This is a genomic window from Campylobacter jejuni (genome assembly GCF_001457695.1).
GTDB classification, from domain to species: domain Bacteria; phylum Campylobacterota; class Campylobacteria; order Campylobacterales; family Campylobacteraceae; genus Campylobacter_D; species Campylobacter_D jejuni.
In genome coordinates, this window is sequence record NZ_LN831025.1 from 854,283 (window position 1) to 873,379 (window position 19,097).

Annotated in this window: 11 protein-coding genes, 3 tRNA genes and 3 pseudogenes; 6 read left to right on the top strand and 11 right to left on the bottom strand. The window is 30.5% G+C overall.

Annotation, left to right across the window (positions count from 1 at the left end; translation table 11 throughout):
* Positions 1 to 14: 14 nt before the first annotated feature.
* From argH to AT682_RS04440, 5 genes are read right to left on the bottom strand one after another with little or no spacing between them, the layout of a single operon-like run.
* The gene (gene argH, locus AT682_RS04420; RefSeq protein WP_002853598.1) at positions 15 to 1,397 is read right to left on the bottom strand and encodes an argininosuccinate lyase; all 1,383 of its coding nucleotides are present in this window, start codon (positions 1,395 to 1,397) and stop codon (positions 15 to 17) included.
* 9 nt (positions 1,398 to 1,406) lie between these two features.
* A complete protein-coding gene (gene pckA, locus AT682_RS04425) occupies positions 1,407 to 2,981 on the bottom strand; it encodes a phosphoenolpyruvate carboxykinase (ATP) (protein WP_002882501.1) in 1,575 nt (524 codons plus the stop codon).
* Positions 2,982 to 2,993: 12 nt separating this feature from the next.
* Positions 2,994 to 4,793, bottom strand: a complete 1,800-nt coding sequence (gene pycB / locus AT682_RS04430; RefSeq protein ID WP_002882499.1) for a biotin/lipoyl-containing protein — start codon at positions 4,791 to 4,793, stop codon at positions 2,994 to 2,996.
* 31 nt (positions 4,794 to 4,824) lie between these two features.
* A complete protein-coding gene (locus tag AT682_RS04435; protein ID WP_058207851.1) occupies positions 4,825 to 6,165 on the bottom strand; it encodes a sodium-dependent transporter in 1,341 nt (446 codons plus the stop codon).
* Positions 6,166 to 6,177: 12 nt separating this feature from the next.
* Positions 6,178 to 7,512, bottom strand: coding sequence for a sodium-dependent transporter (locus AT682_RS04440; protein ID WP_016818236.1), 1,335 nt, complete (start codon positions 7,510 to 7,512; stop codon positions 6,178 to 6,180).
* 231 nt (positions 7,513 to 7,743) lie between these two features.
* On the opposite strand from AT682_RS04440, the gene atpE reads away from it, so the two are divergent.
* From atpE to AT682_RS04470, 5 genes and pseudogenes are all read left to right on the top strand, one after another.
* Positions 7,744 to 8,082, top strand: a complete 339-nt coding sequence (gene atpE / locus AT682_RS04445) for a F0F1 ATP synthase subunit C (RefSeq protein WP_002882516.1) — start codon at positions 7,744 to 7,746, stop codon at positions 8,080 to 8,082.
* 35 nt (positions 8,083 to 8,117) lie between these two features.
* Positions 8,118 to 8,203 (top strand) — tRNA-Leu (locus AT682_RS04450).
* A 1,044-nt stretch (positions 8,204 to 9,247) separates the two neighbouring features.
* Positions 9,248 to 9,477 (top strand): annotated as a pseudogene (locus AT682_RS04460) (type II toxin-antitoxin system HicA family toxin).
* Between the two features lie 3 nt (positions 9,478 to 9,480).
* Complete coding sequence (locus tag AT682_RS04465) at positions 9,481 to 9,840, top strand: type II toxin-antitoxin system HicB family antitoxin (RefSeq protein WP_002779573.1); 360 nt, start codon at positions 9,481 to 9,483, stop codon at positions 9,838 to 9,840.
* Positions 9,841 to 9,985: 145 nt separating this feature from the next.
* Positions 9,986 to 10,261 carry a hypothetical protein gene (locus tag AT682_RS04470; RefSeq protein WP_002883305.1) on the top strand — a complete coding sequence of 92 codons (276 nt, stop codon included), beginning with the start codon at positions 9,986 to 9,988 and terminating at the stop codon, positions 10,259 to 10,261.
* A gap of 29 nt (positions 10,262 to 10,290) precedes the next feature.
* Here the strand turns inward: AT682_RS04470 and AT682_RS04475 are convergent.
* Both AT682_RS04475 and traN read right to left on the bottom strand, forming a co-directional pair.
* A pseudogene (locus AT682_RS04475) lies at positions 10,291 to 12,936 on the bottom strand (conjugal transfer protein TraG N-terminal domain-containing protein).
* A gap of 233 nt (positions 12,937 to 13,169) precedes the next feature.
* Positions 13,170 to 13,457, bottom strand: a pseudogene (gene traN, locus AT682_RS09200) (conjugal transfer protein TraN); the annotation flags it as partial.
* A 513-nt stretch (positions 13,458 to 13,970) separates the two neighbouring features.
* On the opposite strand from traN, the gene AT682_RS04480 reads away from it, so the two are divergent.
* A complete protein-coding gene (locus AT682_RS04480; RefSeq protein ID WP_002883741.1) occupies positions 13,971 to 14,882 on the top strand; it encodes an AEC family transporter in 912 nt (303 codons plus the stop codon).
* A 7-nt stretch (positions 14,883 to 14,889) separates the two neighbouring features.
* Here AT682_RS04480 and aas read toward each other — a convergent pair whose 3' ends face one another.
* The 4 genes from aas to AT682_RS04500 all read right to left on the bottom strand — a co-directional run bounded on the left by aas (position 14,890) and on the right by AT682_RS04500 (position 19,097).
* Complete coding sequence (gene aas / locus AT682_RS04485) at positions 14,890 to 18,402, bottom strand: acyl-[ACP]--phospholipid O-acyltransferase (RefSeq protein WP_002883739.1); 3,513 nt, start codon at positions 18,400 to 18,402, stop codon at positions 14,890 to 14,892.
* 44 nt (positions 18,403 to 18,446) lie between these two features.
* Positions 18,447 to 18,827, bottom strand: a complete 381-nt coding sequence (locus AT682_RS04490) for a hypothetical protein (protein WP_002853267.1) — start codon at positions 18,825 to 18,827, stop codon at positions 18,447 to 18,449.
* A 66-nt stretch (positions 18,828 to 18,893) separates the two neighbouring features.
* Positions 18,894 to 18,970, bottom strand: a tRNA-Asp gene (locus AT682_RS04495).
* Between the two features lie 51 nt (positions 18,971 to 19,021).
* Positions 19,022 to 19,097 (bottom strand) — tRNA-Val (locus AT682_RS04500).

The following is a 19,097-nucleotide window of genomic DNA, read 5'->3' on the forward strand; positions in this document are numbered from 1 at the left end:
AGCCTAAACAATATTTATAAATTTTGAATAAAACCTTCCAAAATTTGAATTTGCTTTTCTACGCTTGCAATAGAACTTGAGCCTTCACTTTGCTTAGAATTTAAAGAAAATTCAAAATTTAAAAGTTCCATAGCTTTTTCATCAAATACAGGATCTATTTTTGAAACATCTTTAATTTCACTTATATCAATACCTTGTGCTTCAGCTTGTGCAACAACATTTCCCACTATAAAATGTGCTTTTCTAAAAGGAATATTTTTTTCACGCACCAAATAATCTGCCAAATCGGTAGCCAACAAATGACCTTTTTTACAAGCATTAAGCATATTTTCTTTGTTGATTTGTATTTCTTTTAACATTGCATTTAAGATAATTAAGCTATCTTTAGCCGTTTTTACACTATCAAAAAGCCCCTCTTTATCTTCTTGCATATCTTTATTATAAGCTAAAGGTAAAGCTTTCATTATAGTTAAAAGAGAAATCAAATTTCCATAAACACGCCCTGTTTTTCCACGTATAAGCTCACAAACATCGGGGTTTTTTTTCTGAGGCATAATAGAGCTCCCTGTTGAAAAACTATCACTTATAGTTATAAAAGAAAACTCCGAACTTGAGAATAAAATCATTTCTTCACAAAGTCTTGAAGTGTGTGTAAAAATAACTGCTATATCATAAAGTAAATCAAGAGCAAAATCCCTATCACTCACTCCATCCATAGCATTTGGCATAATATCTTTAAATCCTAAAATTTTAGTGCTCAACTCACGATTGGTTCTATAGCTAGTTCCTGCACATGCACAAGATCCAAGTGGTGAAAAGTCTGCAAGTTCTAGGCTATTTTGCAAACGCTTAACATCTCGCATTAACATAAAAGCATAAGCTAAAATATAAAAAGAAAAACTCACAGGCTGAGCGTGTTGTAAATGTGTAAAACTTGGCATAATGGTTTTTTTGTGCGCTTTAGCATGTTCGAGCATGGTTTGAATCAATTCTTTTAAAAGCTTTATGAGTTCTATGTGAGATTTTTTGACAAAAAGTTTAAAATCAGTAGCCACTTGGTCATTTCTACTTCTTGCAGTATGGAGTTTTCCGCCAATTTCGCTACCTATAATCTCGCTTAAACGCTTTTCTATAGCCATATGAATATCTTCATCTTTGATATCAAAAACAAATTTACCTTGCTCTATTTCACTTTTAACTTGTTCTAGGCCTTTTATAATAGCATCTAATTCTTCTTTTTTTAAAATATCACAACTTTCAAGCATTGTAGCATGTGCTATGGATCCTTGTATATCTTCATTAAACAAAGTTTTATCTACATTTAAACTCGCATTAAATTTCTTTAAAAGCTCGTCGCTTGCACCACTAAAGCGTCCTGACCACATTTCATTTTTCATTTAAACGCCTTAAATTTTTGGTCCAAATTTGCTAAATTCAATGCCTTCTTTGACATCTTCATAGCGTTTGAAATTTTGTATAAACATATGTGCTAATTTATCTCTTGTTGCAATATAATCATTTTTATCTGACCAAGTATTTATAGGATTTAAAAGCATGCTTTCTACACCCTCTAAAGCTTTTGGAATAGCTAAATCAAACACTTCAAAATTTTCAAATTCGCATTTTGCAATACTTCCATCTAGAATAGCATTAATGCAAGCCCTAGTAGCCTTAATGCTCATTCTTTTACCCACACCGTAGCTTCCACCGCTCCAGCCTGTATTAACAAGATAAACATTAGCTTCATGCTTTTCAATCTTTTCACCAAGTAATCTCGCATAAACCGTTGGATGCAAAGGCATAAAAGGTTCTCCAAAACAAGCTGAAAAAGTTGCTTGAGGTTCTAAAATACCACGCTCAGTTCCAGCTACTTTTGCTGTATAACCACTTAAAAAATAATACATAGCCTGCTCTTTGCTTAGTTTACTCACCGGAGGCAAAATTCCAAAAGCATCTGCACTTAAAAATATAATATTTTTTGGATGACCTGCTTTTAAACTAGGCTCATGATTTTCAATATGCTCTATAGGATAAGAAACTCTTGTATTTTCTGTTTTTGAAGCATCAGCATAATCAATACTCTTATCAGCTCTTAAAACTACATTTTCTAAAAGTGCATTTCTTTTAATGGCACCATAAATTTCAGGCTCATGTTCAGGATCAAGATTGATTGTTTTTGCGTAACAGCCACCCTCAAAATTAAACACACCTTCATCATCCCAGCCATGCTCATCATCACCTATGAGTCTTCTTTTTGGATCGGTTGAAAGCGTAGTTTTTCCTGTACCGCTAAGTCCAAAGAAAAGTGCCACATCGTCTTTTTCTCCGACATTTGCACTACAATGCATAGAAAGTTTATTTTCTAGTGGCAACCAATAATTCATCATAGAAAAAATACCTTTTTTCATTTCTCCACCATACCAAGTTCCACCAATAACCGCTATATTTTCTTCAACATTAAAGATCACAAAAACCTCTGAATTTAAACCATCTTGTTTGTAATCTTCATTAATACATTTGCAAGCATTATAAACAATAAAATCTGCTTTAAAATTCTCAAGTTCCTCTTGACTTGGGCGAATAAACATATTTTTAACAAAATGCGCTTGCCATGCAATTTCAGTAACAAATCTTACTGCTTTGCGACTTTGCAAAGAAGCACCGCAAAAAGCATCTTGAACATAAATTTTCTTTCCACTTAACTCTTGCTTTGCTTTAGTTAAAAGTTTATCAAATAATTCTTTTGTAATAGGCTGATTTACCTTCCCCCAAGCTATATATTTACTAGATGGATCTTGTTTTACAAAATATTTATCTTTAGGACTTCTACCTGTAAAAATCCCCGTATCTACACAAAAAGTATCATTATCCGTGCTTAAACCTTCATTATTTGCTTTTTCATGAGCATTTAATTCATCATAACTTAAATTATGAAAAATTTCCTTTATGTTATCTAAATCTAAATTATCAAATTTTTTCATTTTTCCCTCACTTTAATTCTTGTAAATAGCTAATACTTCACCTTCATTAACAGTATCGCCTATTTTAATACAAAGCTCTGAAATAATTCCATCTTTTGGGGCATTAACCTCAATCTCCATTTTCATTGCTTCTAAAACCATGATAGCTTGACCTGATTTTACTTCTTCGCCTTCGTTAACATAAATTTTAAAGACATTACCTGAAATACCTGCTAAAACTTCATTTTCAGCATCTACAGAACTTGTTGAATTTGAAGAAATAATATTTTTATTTTCTTCTACTTTTTTCACACTTTTAACATTAACATCTTTATCAAAGCCATAGCTTACTTCTACATGATATTTATTACCATTTACAGCTACGGTAAATTTGTTTTCATCTGCACTCATAGGTTTTGGCATACTGGCTAATTTGCGTATATTTACCTTTGCCTCTCCTTTTAAAAATGCTATACCTTTTTCTTTGCAAGCTGCTGCAACAAATATATTTTCTTCACTCGTTTCTATACCCTCTTTTTCAAGCAAGGTTTTGGTATAAGCTATACTTTTACTCTCATCTTTATCAGCTATATTTATAGCAAGCTCTGTAGTAGGTTCTAAATTAAGTTGTTTTGAAGCAAGCTCAATAATGTTTGCATCGGGTGCAACTGGAGTTTTTCCAAAATAACCAAGCACCATTTTTCCATAACCTTCTGCGATTTTTTTCCAAGACCCAAACATAACATTATTAAATGCTTGTTGAAAATAAAATTGAGAAACTGGAGTAACCGAAGTACCAAATCCACCTTTTTCTACAACTTCTCTCATAGCATGAATGACCTGTGGAAATTTATCTAAAATATTATTATCCCTCATCATTTGTGTATTTGCTGTTAAAGCTCCTCCTGGCATAGGAGAAAAAGGAATAAGTGGATTTACCATAGTAGCTTCAGGGGGTAAAAAATACTCTTTTAAACAATCTTTTAAAACTTCTTCGTATTTTAGAATTTTTTCTTCTTCAAGTCCACCTAAATCATAATCTTTACCTTTTAAGGCATGCATCATGGTTAAAATATCAGGCTGAGAAGTTCCACCACTTACAGGAGCTGCAGCCAAATCGATACCATCAACACCTGCTTCAAGTGCTGCAAGATAGCAGGCTATACTCACCCCTGCAGTTTCATGCGTATGAAGTCTAATATGCATATCTTGAGGTAAAATTTTTCTTGCCATTTTAATGGTTTCATAAATTTTATTTGGATTTGAAGTTCCACTTGCATCTTTAAAACAAATGCTGTGAAAAGGAATTTCTGCTGCTAAAATTTCTTTCAAAATTTTTTCATAAAAAGGCACATCATGAGCACCTTTGCAATTTGGCGGTAGATCCATTAAGGTAATAGCGATTTCATGTTTTAATCCATGTTTTGCTATACATTCACCACTAAATTTTAAATTATTTATATCATTAAGAGCATCAAAATTTCTTATCGTTGTGGTACCGTGTTTTGCAAAAAGTTTTGCATGCAAATCAATAAGCTCACTACTTCCAGTATCTAAAGTAACAGTATTAACCCCTCTTGCTAAAGTTTGAAGATTGGAATCTTTTCCTACAATAGCTCTAAATCTATCCATCATGGTAAAAGCATCTTCATTAAGATAAAAATACAAGCTTTGAAATCTAGCACCACCACCAAATTCAAAATGAGTAATACCCGCTTCTTTTGCTGCTTCTACTGCAGGAAAAAAATCATCCATTAAAACCCTAGCTCCATAAACAGACTGAAAACCGTCCCTAAAGCTTGTATCCATTACATCGATGAATTTTTTAGCCATTATTTTTCCTTAAAAAAATATTTTTTCATTATTATACAAAAATTTGATAACACATTACCAAAATTATTGCTATAGGCGATATAAAACGAATAAAAAACAACCAAATTAAGAAAATTTTTCGACTTATAAATTTAGAAAAAATTTTATAAATTTGTTTTTTATTCATAAAAAAACCTACAAATATAGAGCATACTATAGCACCAAGTGGAAGTAAAAAATTTGAAGTTAATTTATCTAATAAAGTAAAAAAATCTTTACCAAAAAAACTAAACATAGAAAAAAAATTTAAATTTAATGACAAGATACAACAAATTCCAAAAACAAAAACAAATAAACCTATTAAAAATAGAGCTTTAACACGAGAAATTTGATAGTTATTAATCATATAAAAAGTTAAAGGCTCTATCATTGAAACAGCTGAAGTAATACCAGCAAAAAAAAGTGCTAAGAAAAAACAAAATGCAAAAATATAGCCTAAAGCTCCAAGTTGATTAAACAAACTCATCAAGGATATAAAAACAATTCCTGCTCCTTGAGTATGCGGATCGGCTCCAAATTCAAAGATAAAAGTAAAAACAATAAGTCCCATGATAAAAGAAATCAATAAGTTAATCAAAACAATATACACTGAACTTTTTATAAAATTTGTTTTTTTATCCAAGGCTGATGAATATGTAACTATACAACCTATTCCCAAGCATAAGGTAAAAAATGCAAGCCCTAAAGCTTCGGCAATAGAGCTAAATTTAAAATGTGAAAAATCGGGATAAAATAAATAAGAAAAAGCATTTGCAAAACCTTGCTTAAATCCCATGCAATAAAACAACATAAAAACAAGCATTAAAAATAAGCTAGGCATTATAACAACGTTTAATTTTTCAATCCCTTTGATTAAACCTTTAGATACTATTAATAAAGTAAGAAAAAAAGATAAAGTGAAGAAAAAAACAGAACTTGTCAAATTTGTAGTAATTAAATTCTGAAAATTACTTGCTGCTTCATCTAAGGTTTTAGGAAGATAATAAAGACTAACTACAGTATATTTTAAAACCCATCCCATAATAACTAGATAAAAAGAGAGAACAAAAATACCACCTAACATAAAAACGCCGCCATATCGCCATCTATTGCCATATTTTATGGCAAGATTTGAATAAGCATTTGCAAGATCACTTTTACTTAAACGTCCCATAGCCACTTCAGCCAAAAAAATACTAAATCCTATGGTTAAAGTAAAAAACAAATATAAAAGCACAAAAACAAAACCACCATTTTCTGCACTTAAAGTTGGAAATTTCCAAGCATTACCTAAACCAACGGCTCCACCAGCAACAGCCAATACAAAACCGATTTTTGAAAAATATGTTCTCATTATTTTTCAAACTCACTTTAAAAAAGCGGCTATCATAACTATAACAACAGCCAAAGGGGAAATAAATCTCAAAAACACATACCAAAGTTCAAAAAATATACCCCTCATATAAGGTTTAAATAAAATTTTTAAAGCTTCTTTTTTCATCACAAATCCCACAAAAATAGCTGCCAAAATTCCACCTAAAGGCATAATAACCTTGCTTGAAACACTATCAAGCAAATCAAAAAAACTCATTCCAAAAAATCCAAACTGAGTACTTTTTAAAGAAGATAAAATACACAACATTCCTAAAATATAAACAACAATTCCTATTAAAATCAAAGCTTTTTTACGGCTCATGCCAAAAGTATTAATAAGATAAAAAGCAAAAGGCTCTATCATTGAAACAGCTGAAGTAATACCAGCAAAGATTAAAGAAATAAAAAATGCTGCTCCAAAAATACAACCAATCACTCCAATCTTTTCAAATAAAGTAGCTAAGGAAATAAAAACAAGTCCTGGTCCTTGCTGATTAGGATTGTAGCCAAATTCAAAGATAAAAGTAAAAACAACCAAACCCATTAATAAACCAACTAAAAGATTGATAAAAATAATATTTAAAGTACTGGTAATAAAATTAGTTTTATCAGACAGACTAGCAGAATAAGTAATAATCGTTCCAACGCCCAAAGAAAGACTAAAAAAAGCAAGTCCTAACGCTTCAAGAACATTTGAAGTGTTGATTTTGGAAAAATCAGGTACAAAAAGAAATTTAACCGCCATTATAAAACCATCTTTGCTAATAGCATAAACAAGCATCAAAATAAGTAAAATAAACAATGAAGGCATCATCCAAACATTTAACTTTTCAATCCCATTCTTAACACCTTTAGAAACAATATAAAAAACACATAAAAAAACCAAAGTAAAACAAATAAACTGACTTAAAAAATCCTCACTTGTAAAAAATCCAAACTGTGCTTTACTTACTTCTAGATCCATAGGCAAATTTCCAGTGATACTTAAAAACACATATTTAACTATCCAGCCAATCACCAAGGTATAAAAAGAAACTATTAAAATCGCCCCCACCATAGTAAAACCAACATAAGACCAAGCTTTTTTATTTGAAGGTGCTAACTTTTCATAGGCATTAACCGGATCTTTTTCACTAATTTTTCCTATGCTAAGCTCAGCTAAAAATATCACAAAACCTACACCTAAAGTAAGAATTATATAAAGCAAGATAAAAGCAGATCCACCACTTTGACCTACTAGTGTTGGAAATTTCCAAGCATTACCCAAGCCCACCGCTGAACCTGCTACCGCTAAAATGAAACCTATTTTTGAAAATTTAGAACTCAATGTTGCAACCTTAACTTAAAAATTATTTTAAAATATTATTAAAGCAAAAAAACTTTTAAGCTTTATTGAAAACAATCAAATTTAAATCAAAAATGTGAATTTTTGTAAATTTCAATAAAAATAAAGATACCTTTGGTTATAATTCGGCTTTATTTTTAAGTCTTAAGTAGGGATACGCAAGCCGAACTGATTTAAAAATTGAAAAAAATTTTTTATAGAAAGGTTAAGATAATGAAAAAAGTTCTTTTTTTATTATTAGCATGTGCAGTAGTAGCTTTTGCAGCTGAAACTAATGCTCCAGTAGAGCAAGAAGCTATTAATGTATGGATTAAAGCATTTTCAGTTCTTGCAGCAGGCTTAGGTCTTGGTGTTGCAGCACTTGGTGGTGCTATCGGTATGGGTAATACTGCAGCGGCAACAATTGCAGGAACAGCTAGAAACCCTGGTCTTGGGCCAAAATTAATGACAACTATGTTTATCGCTTTAGCGATGATTGAAGCACAAGTTATCTATGCTCTTGTTATCGCGCTAATAGCACTTTATGCAAATCCTTTTATAGTTTTACAATAAAACTTATTAAAGCCCTTTTTTGGGCTTTTTTCTATGCGGTTATGGTGGAATTGGTAGACACGCCATCTTGAGGGGGTGGTGCGCTCCGCGTGTGCGAGTTCAAATCTCGCTAACCGCACCATTTATACTGCTAACTACATAAATTAACATAAATATAAAACTTAAAAAATATCTATAAAATAGGACTTTAAAACTATCTAAAATCTAAATTAAATTTTTCCGTTAAAATCCATTTTAAAAATTTTTCCCTAACTTTTCTCCTAACTTTTTATTTTTTGTTTTAAAAAGTTAGGAGAAATTAGCTTAAGGAGTTTATTTTAAATGCTTACACAAAAAGACATAATAAAAAAGATAAAAACTATTTTTATAAGAAGTTTTTTGTATTTGATTATAAAGATATCCAAAAATAAGAAAATTAACAAGAGACTAAAAGTATTAAGGTACATTGATTTGCGGAAAGGAAATTCTATCACACAAATAATCAATAAGATGATAAAACATTTATTCAAAAATATTATAATTAAAGCATATTAGGCATGGCTACTCTTTCGGTTGCAAGAAAGAGACATGATGAGTAAGATCATTGAATTTTTAGTTCTTGTCTTAGAATTAATTAATGAGATAATCAAGCTCATTTGATATAACCATTGAAAAATTTTATAAAAACCACGCTTAGTCTAAGCTTAATACATTTATACTAAAAAACATTTAACCGAAAGAGACGTGGCTTTCGGTTATGAGAAATTCATAGCAAAAATACTTTTACAAAAAAATAGAAAAGATTGGCAAAAAATTAGAAAAGCAAAAAACAAGATTCGCTATAATAAAAAATCCGCTTTAGAGTTGCAGCTCTAGCGGAAAATTACTATGAAACGACATAGTAAGCGTTTTGTGAGATTATATCTAAATTTTAGGTTTTTTAAGCTTAAAGTTGAAGTATTTTTCTAACAAAACCGCAGGACAGAGAAGCCCCTTGCCTTTGTTAGTACATGAAACTACAAATTCTCATTCATTTTTCCAAGTCAAATAAAAAAGAAATCCGTTTCAAAATGCAGCTCAATAATCTTCAATTAAACATACAAAGAGAGTAAGATTAAAAGAATTGCGATCGGTTTATAAGTGATACTTAAAAAAAGTGTGTATAATACATACTCATAAGGATATCATAGCGAGTAAAAAAGATAAAATTATTAAGATTTAAAAAATAATCCTAACAATGTGCGCTTTGAAACGCTTAAGATTTTATTAGAAAGCGAAGGTTATGAATGTTTTAATAAAGGCGGATCACATTATCAATTCAGAAAAAAAGAATGTGATCTTATTACTATTCCATTTAAACGCCCTATAAAGGCTATATATGTCAAAATGGTTTTAAAAGCTATAACAGGAGAATGAATTATGAAAGACTTAGATTACTATCTTAATCTACCTTATGAAATTATTATAAAAAAACTTGATGAAAAAGATGGCGGAGGATATTTTGCAAGATATAAAGATTTCCCTTATATTATGGGAGATGGTGAAAATGAAATAGAAGCCTTAAAAGATCTCAAAGAAGCATTTAAAGGAGCATTAGAAGTTATGCTTGAAAAAGGTGATTATATTAAAGAACCTATTGATAATGAAGCAAAAATTAGAATTAATATTACCTTGCCTAAAAGCTTAGTAGAGGCAATAGATACAATAAGCGATAATAGAAGTAAATTCTTAGCTGATCTTGCAAATAGTGCTATAAAGTCTTATAAAATAAGCACTTAAAAATTGACATAGTTAAATAAAAAAAAGAACCCCATTTGAACCACTAAAAAATAGGCATTTTATAGCAAAAATACTTGCAAAATTTATTAAAATATGGTATAATTTTATTAAAAATATGAATAAGTTATAATTGAAAGGAATAAAGATGGATAAAGCGCACTTAATTATTTATTTAGCAGTACTTGCATCTATTGTTAGTGTTTTAATAACTTGTTGTCTTTTGTATTTAATCAGAGATAGGTTAAGCAAATTGTTTTCTAAAAATACATTATTGAAAATCAAGAAGTTTTTAAAAGAGAATTTTGAAGATACTGATGACTCATTAAGATCACGCTCGTCAATTTTTGAAAGTGATTATATTAATGATCCAAAATATAGCTTTATGATAGGAAATATATACTATACTACTAATCGCCACTAAGCCTAGTTAAAACTAGACTCGGTGCATTATTATTTATAAGCATCATTGATTTTTTCATTTCTTTCTTCTATAGCAGTTCCTGTTTTAAATTCAGCTGCATTTGCTGCTTTTTGAATTCCACCTGCTAATCCTTCTGATTTAACATCATTAGGGGCATTTCTTGTTGCCATAAAGCCTTTTTGTCTTGAATTTAAATCATCTATGGCTTTATTGTGATCAGTCATAACACCTCTTGGATCATGATAATTGTGTTTTGATTGTCCAAACAATCCATTTGAATTGACATTAGAATCTACTCCTGCGTAATGTGATAATCCTTGCATATCCCCTCTTGCAGCCATATTTTCAACAGCATTCACAGCAGAAGCCACATTTTCTTTACTAACTACGCCACCATAATTTTCATTGATATAGCCTTGAACGATAGATGAGCCACCATCATAACCCACTGAATTATTAAGTGTTTTAGCTTCATTATAGCTATCCATAGAACTTTTAATACTAGCAGAATTTGTAACATTTCCTGTTTTAAGAAGATTGTTAAATGAAGCACTTGCATCTCTATTTTTGCCAATTTCATTAGAAAGACTTTCGTTAAAGGTTTTATTAAATGTTTCTTTTTGATCTTTGCTTAGATTTTGATACCAAGCTTCAGATTCTTGAGAATTTGTAGATAGTTCCCCACTAACACCGAAACTAATTCCAACTTTTCCACTTATAATATCATTATAAGCTTGTTTTACATCCACACCTGTTGCTTTAGAATAAGCATTAGCTAAAGCATGTTGCGTTGCATTAGTAATAGCACTTCTATCATTTTCTGATAAGGCTAAGCTATCTCCTTTTCCACTAGCAACTTCTAAAGCTCTTTGAGATAGGTTAGAATTTTGAATCACATCACTTAGAGCGTGTGCTCTTGTTTCTAAATTGCTTGCAGTCATACCCGCATTTAAACCTTTAATAGAAGCATTACCTATAGAACCATTAGCATTGATTACAGCTGAACTTCCTGTCATATTATCTTTAACTAATTCGCCACCATGTTGCATATCTCTTGTTCCCATAAAACTTCTACCGCTAACACCAAACGAAGATTGAAGAGTATTATAACCTGCACCCACAGCCCAAACTTCATCTCCTCTAGGAGCAGCAATGCTAGTTTGTGTAGATAAGGCTTGCTGATTTGCAAAGCTTCCAGCAGCTCTTGAAGCACCTGCTAGAGCTTGAGATAATCCAGAAGCAAAAGTTACAAATCCTTGTTCACTTGCTTTAGCTATAGCATAAGCTAAAACAGGAGTACTCATTACAAGATAATTCATGAAATTTGATCTATTTGCTACTTCTTTAAATATAAGCATATTATCTCCTAAGCTTAAAGCTGCTTTTCCACCTGTTATTACTTGTGCAACATTCATAAGATTAAAATCATTTAGATAATTAATAATACAAAGTATAGGAGTCCAAAGCACTATCCAAATACATAGAGTAAAAAACATCTTAATATGAGCGTAAGAGCCAAATACAATAGAAAGCAAAGCAACAAGCCAAGATAAACCTATAATAATAGCTGTTAAATAAGCTTTAGCTAAAGGCAAATAAGTTTGTGCCATGTGTCCTTGTGCTTGCATACTTGCATAAAATTGCTGATCCGCATAAGCAGTATTTGCAGCCACAGAAGCAGGATTTAATCCTACTGATTTAGCGGTATTAATGATTGCATCTTGAGAAGCAAGCATTATCATGGATTGCTGTAAATAAGATCTAGCACTTACAGCTTGTTCATTATAGATTTGTGCAGCGCCTAAGAACTTTTGCTCATAATTTGCCATATCATCTACCATACCAAGCAAAGCAGCATGAATCTTCATAGCTTCATCTGTATCTTTTTTAATCATTTCAACGATTTGAGGACCTGCATCAGAACAAGGCACAACACTTTGTTCTTCAATATTATTGTTATTTTTAAACAAAGGAGTAAGCTGAGAGCCATTGCCTATGTTTGTGAAAAGATCTTGCATTAAATTATCAGAGTTTTGAAAAAGATTTCTACCTTGTTGATTAAGCAAGATACCTACTGAAACGCAGTTTCTAAAGTAAAAATCAATATTTTTTTGCAAAGTTGCATCAATAGCCGAAAGCTTTACGCTTGGCAAAGTACTCATCACTTAAAGTGAAAAACCTAAACCTGCGTTAGAAAAATTTGTAGATTGTGGAGTTGAAAAATGTTTTTCCATAGCTTCTAGGATAACCTTCTCAAATTGTGTCATTAATGCAAAGCTTTTTCCTATGCCTATAGGAATTTGAGAAATGACATAATCTTTACTAGTGACTTCATCGTAAATCATGAAGCGGTGATTATTGTCATTTGGTGCTTTTAAAAACATGTACCAGACTACAGCAAAAAGTACAAACATTTTTCCAAATTCAAACACAGGGTTTGTTTGTCCATCCATTGCTTTTTTAATACTAAAAAGTAATAATGAAATAGCTAAGGCTGCATTAACGATATAATCTGTTTCAGTGGTTATTCCTTTAACCGCTTGCATGATTTCATTCATCACATCGCCATAACCCCAAGTATAAATTAGATTGCTATTAGCTATGTTTGTAGCACCAAATAAAAATGAAGGTGTAAAAAACAAAGTGCTAAAGAATAAAAAGTAAAATCTTTTCATGGACTGTTTTAAGAAGTTAAAGAGTTTATTTGGTATAATTATAAAAGGGTGCAACGCCAAAGGGCTGCAACCCTTTAGCGTTAATTTACCGCCCAGAAGGGAGGTGAGCTTAATGCTAACAAAAATTATCCTTATAATTATACTCTTAATGCTTTGCTATGTCAAGGCTTATTGAGTATCCCCTGCTTTTGCAGGGTTTAGGATAATCCCTTTGGCTTACACTAAACAAACTTTTAACTAAACCCTATCTTCCTTTCTATTGATTTATTTTCTTTTTTAATTTTTAGGTTTTTTGTTGCATTCTCGATATTGTTTTGAATCTTTTCTTGTATTTTCACAGAATCAGCTTGTATTTTTCCTGTGTCAAAACTTCCTACAATATCAGCAATGAATTCACTTAAATCAATTTCGCTAAAATCTAATTTTTGAAATTCTTCAGGAGTGAAGCCTTTGCATTGCGGACCTTCCGCACTACCCCACCCTTTTCCAAGCTGAGGGCGTCCTTGTTCATTGAATATTTGGCACTTTTATCAATAGATACCGAGCTATTTGAAACCTTATTATTAAAAAATACAAAATCAGTGCAAATGTGAAAAAACCGCTATACAACCTTAAAGAAATTGAAAAAATAATTTCAAATTCAAATGATGCACAGTGAAAATAAGAAAAGCAATAAGATAAACTTTCAAAATAAATCTGTCTTATTGCGTGAATATTAAAAATAAAAAATAACTAAAGTAGATGATCTCTGCCTAAATAAGTTTAAAAATATTCAAAAATTAAAAACAAAAGCTATATTAACTTATTGTTTTTATATCATTCTAAATACAATATATAGTATTTTAATTAAGATTAAACCGCACCATTATTTAAAATTATAATCATTCAGCTTAAAATACTAACTATTCAAAATCAAATTTCAACTTACAATTTCTTAAAGTTACAAAAAATAAAAAAATATTAAGATTTTTTTTAAGTATAAAGAATATAATTCTATCCGTTTTCAAAAAACATCCCTTAAAAAGAATTATTCAATGTTTGTTTTTATACCATTATTTACAATTTTTATTTTACTTGCAGGCGGATATTTTGCCAAAAGAATTGGCGTTTTAAAGCAAAAACAAGCTAGGACTTTTTTAGATTTTGCTATTATTTTTGCTTTACCTTGTTTGATTTTCGATAAAGCATATCATTTAAATTTTAATTTTTCATTGATTATTTTTATTTTTATTGGATTGTTTAGCTGTATATTAGCAGCCTTTTTTGCTATTTTTATTGGAAAAGTTTTTCATTTTTCTAAAGTAACTTTAGTCAGTATGTTTTTGCTTTCTTGTTTTGGAAATACTATATTTGTGGGTATGCCTATTGTTGCTGGTGTATTTAATGACCCACAATTTAGCGCTGAAGTTATATTTTACGATGCTTTAGCTACAACTTTACCTATATCACTTTTTGGACCTTTTATACTTTCTTTGGGAAATGGAGAAAAAGTCAGTTTGCTTACTAATGTTAAAAAAATTCTTAGTTTTCCACCTTTTTTAGCTTTGCTTTTTGGTTTTTTGTGTAAATTGATTACTTTACCTGAATTTATTTTCTCTCCTATTCGTTTATTTGGTGCCTCTGCAACCCCTGTTGCACTTTTTGCTATAGGTTTAGGACTTGGCTTTATGGCGATTAAAACCTCTTACAAACCTACAGTAGTTGTCATCTTTGCTAAAATGATTTTAGCTCCTTTATTTTTTGTATTTTGTTTGAAAATATTTAATTTAGAATTAAAAGATTCTACCATCGTTGCTATTATAGAAAGCGCAGCTCCTACTATGACCTTAGCAGGAGCTATGGTAATGAAAGCTAAACTAGATAGCAATTTAGCCGTAAGTGCTGTAGCCTTTGGAGTTCTTTTTGCTTTTGTTTCTATGCCAATTTTAATTTGGACTTTGCTATAAGCTCAAATTATATGGCTAAATTTTTAGCTAATTCTTTAACTTTTTTAAGATCAACTTTTCCTGAACCTAGGAGGGGAATTTTTTCTATTTGAAAATAATATCTAGGTTTAAAAAGTGTAGGTATATTAGAATTTTTTATAGCCTCACATACTCGTTCAAAAATTTCATTATTACATTCTATGAGTAAAACAATTTGTTCCCCTTTTTTCTCATCTTCTAAAGATGTGGCACAAAATTTAACCACTTCAGTGTCTATAAATTTGGCAATTTCTTCTTCTATTGCACCCAAAGAAATCATCTCTCCGCCAATTTTTGCAAAGCGAGAATAACGATCGACAATATATAAAAAACCATCTTCATCCAAATGTCCCTTATCTCCCGTGTTGTACCATCTTATGCCATCAATTTCTTTAACCACTTCATCGGTTTTTTCTTTGTCATTAAGATAGCCTACCATAACTTGATGACCGCCTATAAGTATGAGTCCATCTTCATTTGTTTTTAAATTTTCATAATTATTTGGATCAACAATACGTACCGCAGTTCCAGGTAGAGGCATTCCTACACTTCCTTCTTTATTGGCACGATGTATAAGCCAATAATCCGCATCAAAACGATTCGGCAAATTTACACTCGCTACAGGTGTGGTTTCCGTAGCCCCATAACCTTCAAAAATGCTTTTTTTAAACTTCATTTCAAAAGCAGTTCTTACTTCATTTTTTAGTTTTTCAGCACCTGATACAACTATTCTTAAGCTTTCAAACATTAAAGCATCAAGCTTTTTATTTCTTGCATAAATTCCTAAAAAGGTTGAAGTTCCACACATAATAGTGACATTATTTTTAGCAACAGCTTTGGCAATCCCTAAAGCATCAGTTGGATCTGCAAAAGTGATACTTTTAATACCTTCAAGCAAAGGCAAAAACGTAGTTACTGTAAGTCCAAAAGCATGAAAAGGTGGCAAAGATGAGAGAATGACATCATTATTTCTTGTGCAAAGCACATCAGAAATTTGTGCTATATTGCTTAAAATATTACGGTTATTTAGCATAACACCTTTTGGAGAACCTTCGCTTCCACTACTAAATAAAATAGCTGCTATGGCAAGATTGTTTTTTGAAGGAGTGAAAATGGTTTTGAGTATAAAACTAGGTATAATACTAACTGCTAGCATCATGCTAAAAATTTTAGTTTTTTGCATTTTAAAATCTTCTACAATATCTTCAAAATAAATTAAATGTATATTTGTATCGAAATTTAGGTTTATACCTTTATTTGATAATTTTTCTAAAAAAGTTTTAGAAGTATAAATTTGTGAAATTTGCGCATTTTTTATAGCTGTTTTTAAAGCTTTTTCTCCAGCAGTGAAATTAAGATTTACTGCAATTTTTTCTGCGATTAAAACAGATAGATTGGTTAAAGAACTTGCAAAAGAAGCAGGTAGTAAAATTCCTATAGCTTCCTCTTTAGGAGCGTAACTTCCACGCTGAAGGTTAATGTTTAATTCTTTGGATTTTCTTTTAATAAAAAAATTAAGAAATAAACTAAGAGTCAACATTTTTCTATAAGAAATATCTCCAGCTAGTGTATCGATAATAGCTATTTGATTTAGATTTTTTTTAGCTGTATCTATCCAAGCTCTTGCTATAGTATGCATAGCTTCGCATTGTGATTTCCAAGCCATAAAAGAAAGTTCAAAAACTTTAGCTTTAACTTCATCTTTTTTAGAATGCAAAGGCATGGCTTTACCAAAAGCTATAGCAATTTTTCTTTTATTTAAAGTGCGGTTTCTTGCTGAAAATTCTTCATCGCTTCTTGAAAAAGCGCTACCCCAAAGCCCTCTTATATAAAAAGGAATAATTTTTCCATCATCTTCACTTAAACATTCACAAGCTAATTCAAATCCTGCTTTAAATTCATTTAATTGTCCATGTCTTGAAAGCGTACCTTCAGGAAATAAGCAAACCAAATTACCTTCTTTAATATGCTTTGCTATCAGTTCTAAACTCGTCTTACTTCCCGTGCTTGATACGGGAATAATGCCAAATTTATCAAGAAAAAATTTAATATACCATTTAGAATAAATACTTCTTTCCATAACAAAATAAATTTTTCTTGGAATTGCCATTTGTACAACAGCCCAATCAATAAAAGAAATATGATTACCCAAAAGCAAAGCTCCACCTTTTTCTGGTATATTTTCAAAACCTTCTACAAGCAAGCGGTATCGTTGCAAAAAAGCTATGCTTAAAAGTATACGCACTAAAGAAAAGGGAAGTTTTAAAAGTATATAAAAACTTCCTATAAAGGTTACTAAAGTAATAAAATAAAACAAATAAACCACATTGATTTCAAATTTTGCAAATAAAGTTGCTAAGAGTAAAAATCCTAACATGGCAATATTTTGAAAAAAATTATTTCCTGCAAGAATTTGTCCCAATTCATTTTCTTTGGCATGAAATTGGATTAAAGTATTTAAAGGAATGATAAAAAGAGCTCCGCAAAATCCAAAAAAGAAAAATAAAAAACTATAACTTAATAAACTTATAAAATAAGGCATTAAAAAAGCCATTAAAAACATACCCAATGCACCAAGTGGAATAAATCCAAGTTCTATATAATTTTTTGAAAATTTACCAGCTACTAAAGAGCCTAAAATCACTCCTATACCAGAAAAAGCGAGTGAAATTTGCACATAAAAAGTATTTTCTATAAAAAGTTCATTTTTAGCAAAGACAGGAAAGCTGACAAGATAAAGTTGAGATATAGCCCAAAAAAATGAAATTCCTATTATGCAAAGCCAAATAGTTTTATTTTTAAAAACAAGCTTAAGATTATTTATTAGAAGTTTTCCACGGATATAATCTTTTTTATTAAAAACTAAATCTTTATTTATTTGTTTGAGCTTAGGTAAACGACACGCAAAAAATACTTCGATACAAGAAAATAAAATTAGCACAATTCCTAAAGGCGCTACTTCTTTTAAAATTTCATCTGTTTGATTATATGCAGAACTATAAAGACTTTCAAAACTTAAAGAAAACAAAGCCATTCCTGCTAAGATTGCCATAATGCTTACTGCATTAATTACACCATTACCCATAGCAAGAAAGTCTTTTCCTACGAGTTCTTTAATAAAACCGTATTTACTTGGTGAATAAAGTGCTGCTTGTGCTCCCATTATAAAAGTAAAAATAAAAGCCATCCAAAAAGCACCGCTATAGTAACAAATGCAAATTATTAAAGTGAGTATAACATTGAAAATTGCTGAAATTTTCATTACAATATTTTTTGGATATTTATCCGCTAAAAAACCCGAAGGAGAAAGCATAAGAATAAAAGGAAGTAAAATCAAAGCATTAACTATAGCATTTAAAAATAACTGCTCACTTCCTTCATAGGCCTTATAAATAGTATTTTGAATAATAATTTTATGTCCCAAATCCACAAAAGCATTGATGAATGCTATAAGTAAAAAAGGAATTAATCCGTAAATTTTCAAAAAAGATTTTTTTTGCATTATTTAAACCTCGTCAATTAGCACTTATTTTACAAAAGAATTTATCAGTTTTTAGGAAAATTATCTATATTATCTTTTAAAATAATTCCATCGATTTTTAATTTATAAAATTTTTTAAAATTCTCTAATTTATCAACAATCATTAAAACCCTACTATCAAAAACATAAAATTCTGCAACCTTGCTAGCAAATTTTGCAAGTTTTTTATCATTACAAAGCAAAAACTTAGCTCCTAAAGCATTGGCTAAAAATATCTCGTCTTTATTTTGAACTAAAATAGCAAATTCAAAATCATTTTGACTTAAATAAGAAATCAATTTTTCATCATAAACAATACAATAAACTTTATTATCTTTAACTTCTTCAACACTTTCAATAAAAGAAAAATCTAAATTTTTTAATAATTTATGTCCAATAATAAGCATTTTTTTCCTTAGCTCTATTTTTTATTATTTTGCAAATTATACTTATAAAATTGTTACCAAGCAAGATGGCGCAGCGGACGGGGCTCGAACCCGCGACCTCCGCCGTGACAGGGCGGCATTCTAACCAGCTGAACTACCGCTGCATCCAAAGTAAAGAAGTAGAGATTATAAAACCTATTTATGATTTTATAAAATGGTGGTCACTATAAGACTCGAACTTATGACATCCACCTTGTAAGGGTGGCGCTCTACCAACTGAGCTAAGCGACC

Coding starts and splice junctions, on each gene's coding strand:
- argH (WP_002853598.1), bottom strand. CDS start 1,397: ATGAAAAATGAAATGTGGTCAGGACGCTTTAGTGGTGCAAGCGACGAG.
- pckA (WP_002882501.1), bottom strand. CDS start 2,981: ATGAAAAAATTTGATAATTTAGATTTAGATAACATAAAGGAAATTTTT.
- pycB (WP_002882499.1), bottom strand. CDS start 4,793: ATGGCTAAAAAATTCATCGATGTAATGGATACAAGCTTTAGGGACGGT.
- AT682_RS04435 (WP_058207851.1), bottom strand. CDS start 6,165: ATGAGAACATATTTTTCAAAAATCGGTTTTGTATTGGCTGTTGCTGGT.
- atpE (WP_002882516.1), top strand. CDS start 7,744: ATGAAAAAAGTTCTTTTTTTATTATTAGCATGTGCAGTAGTAGCTTTT.
- AT682_RS04465 (WP_002779573.1), top strand. CDS start 9,481: ATGAAAGACTTAGATTACTATCTTAATCTACCTTATGAAATTATTATA.
- AT682_RS04470 (WP_002883305.1), top strand. CDS start 9,986: ATGGATAAAGCGCACTTAATTATTTATTTAGCAGTACTTGCATCTATT.
- AT682_RS04480 (WP_002883741.1), top strand. CDS start 13,971: ATGTTTGTTTTTATACCATTATTTACAATTTTTATTTTACTTGCAGGC.
- aas (WP_002883739.1), bottom strand. CDS start 18,402: ATGCAAAAAAAATCTTTTTTGAAAATTTACGGATTAATTCCTTTTTTA.
- AT682_RS04490 (WP_002853267.1), bottom strand. CDS start 18,827: ATGCTTATTATTGGACATAAATTATTAAAAAATTTAGATTTTTCTTTT.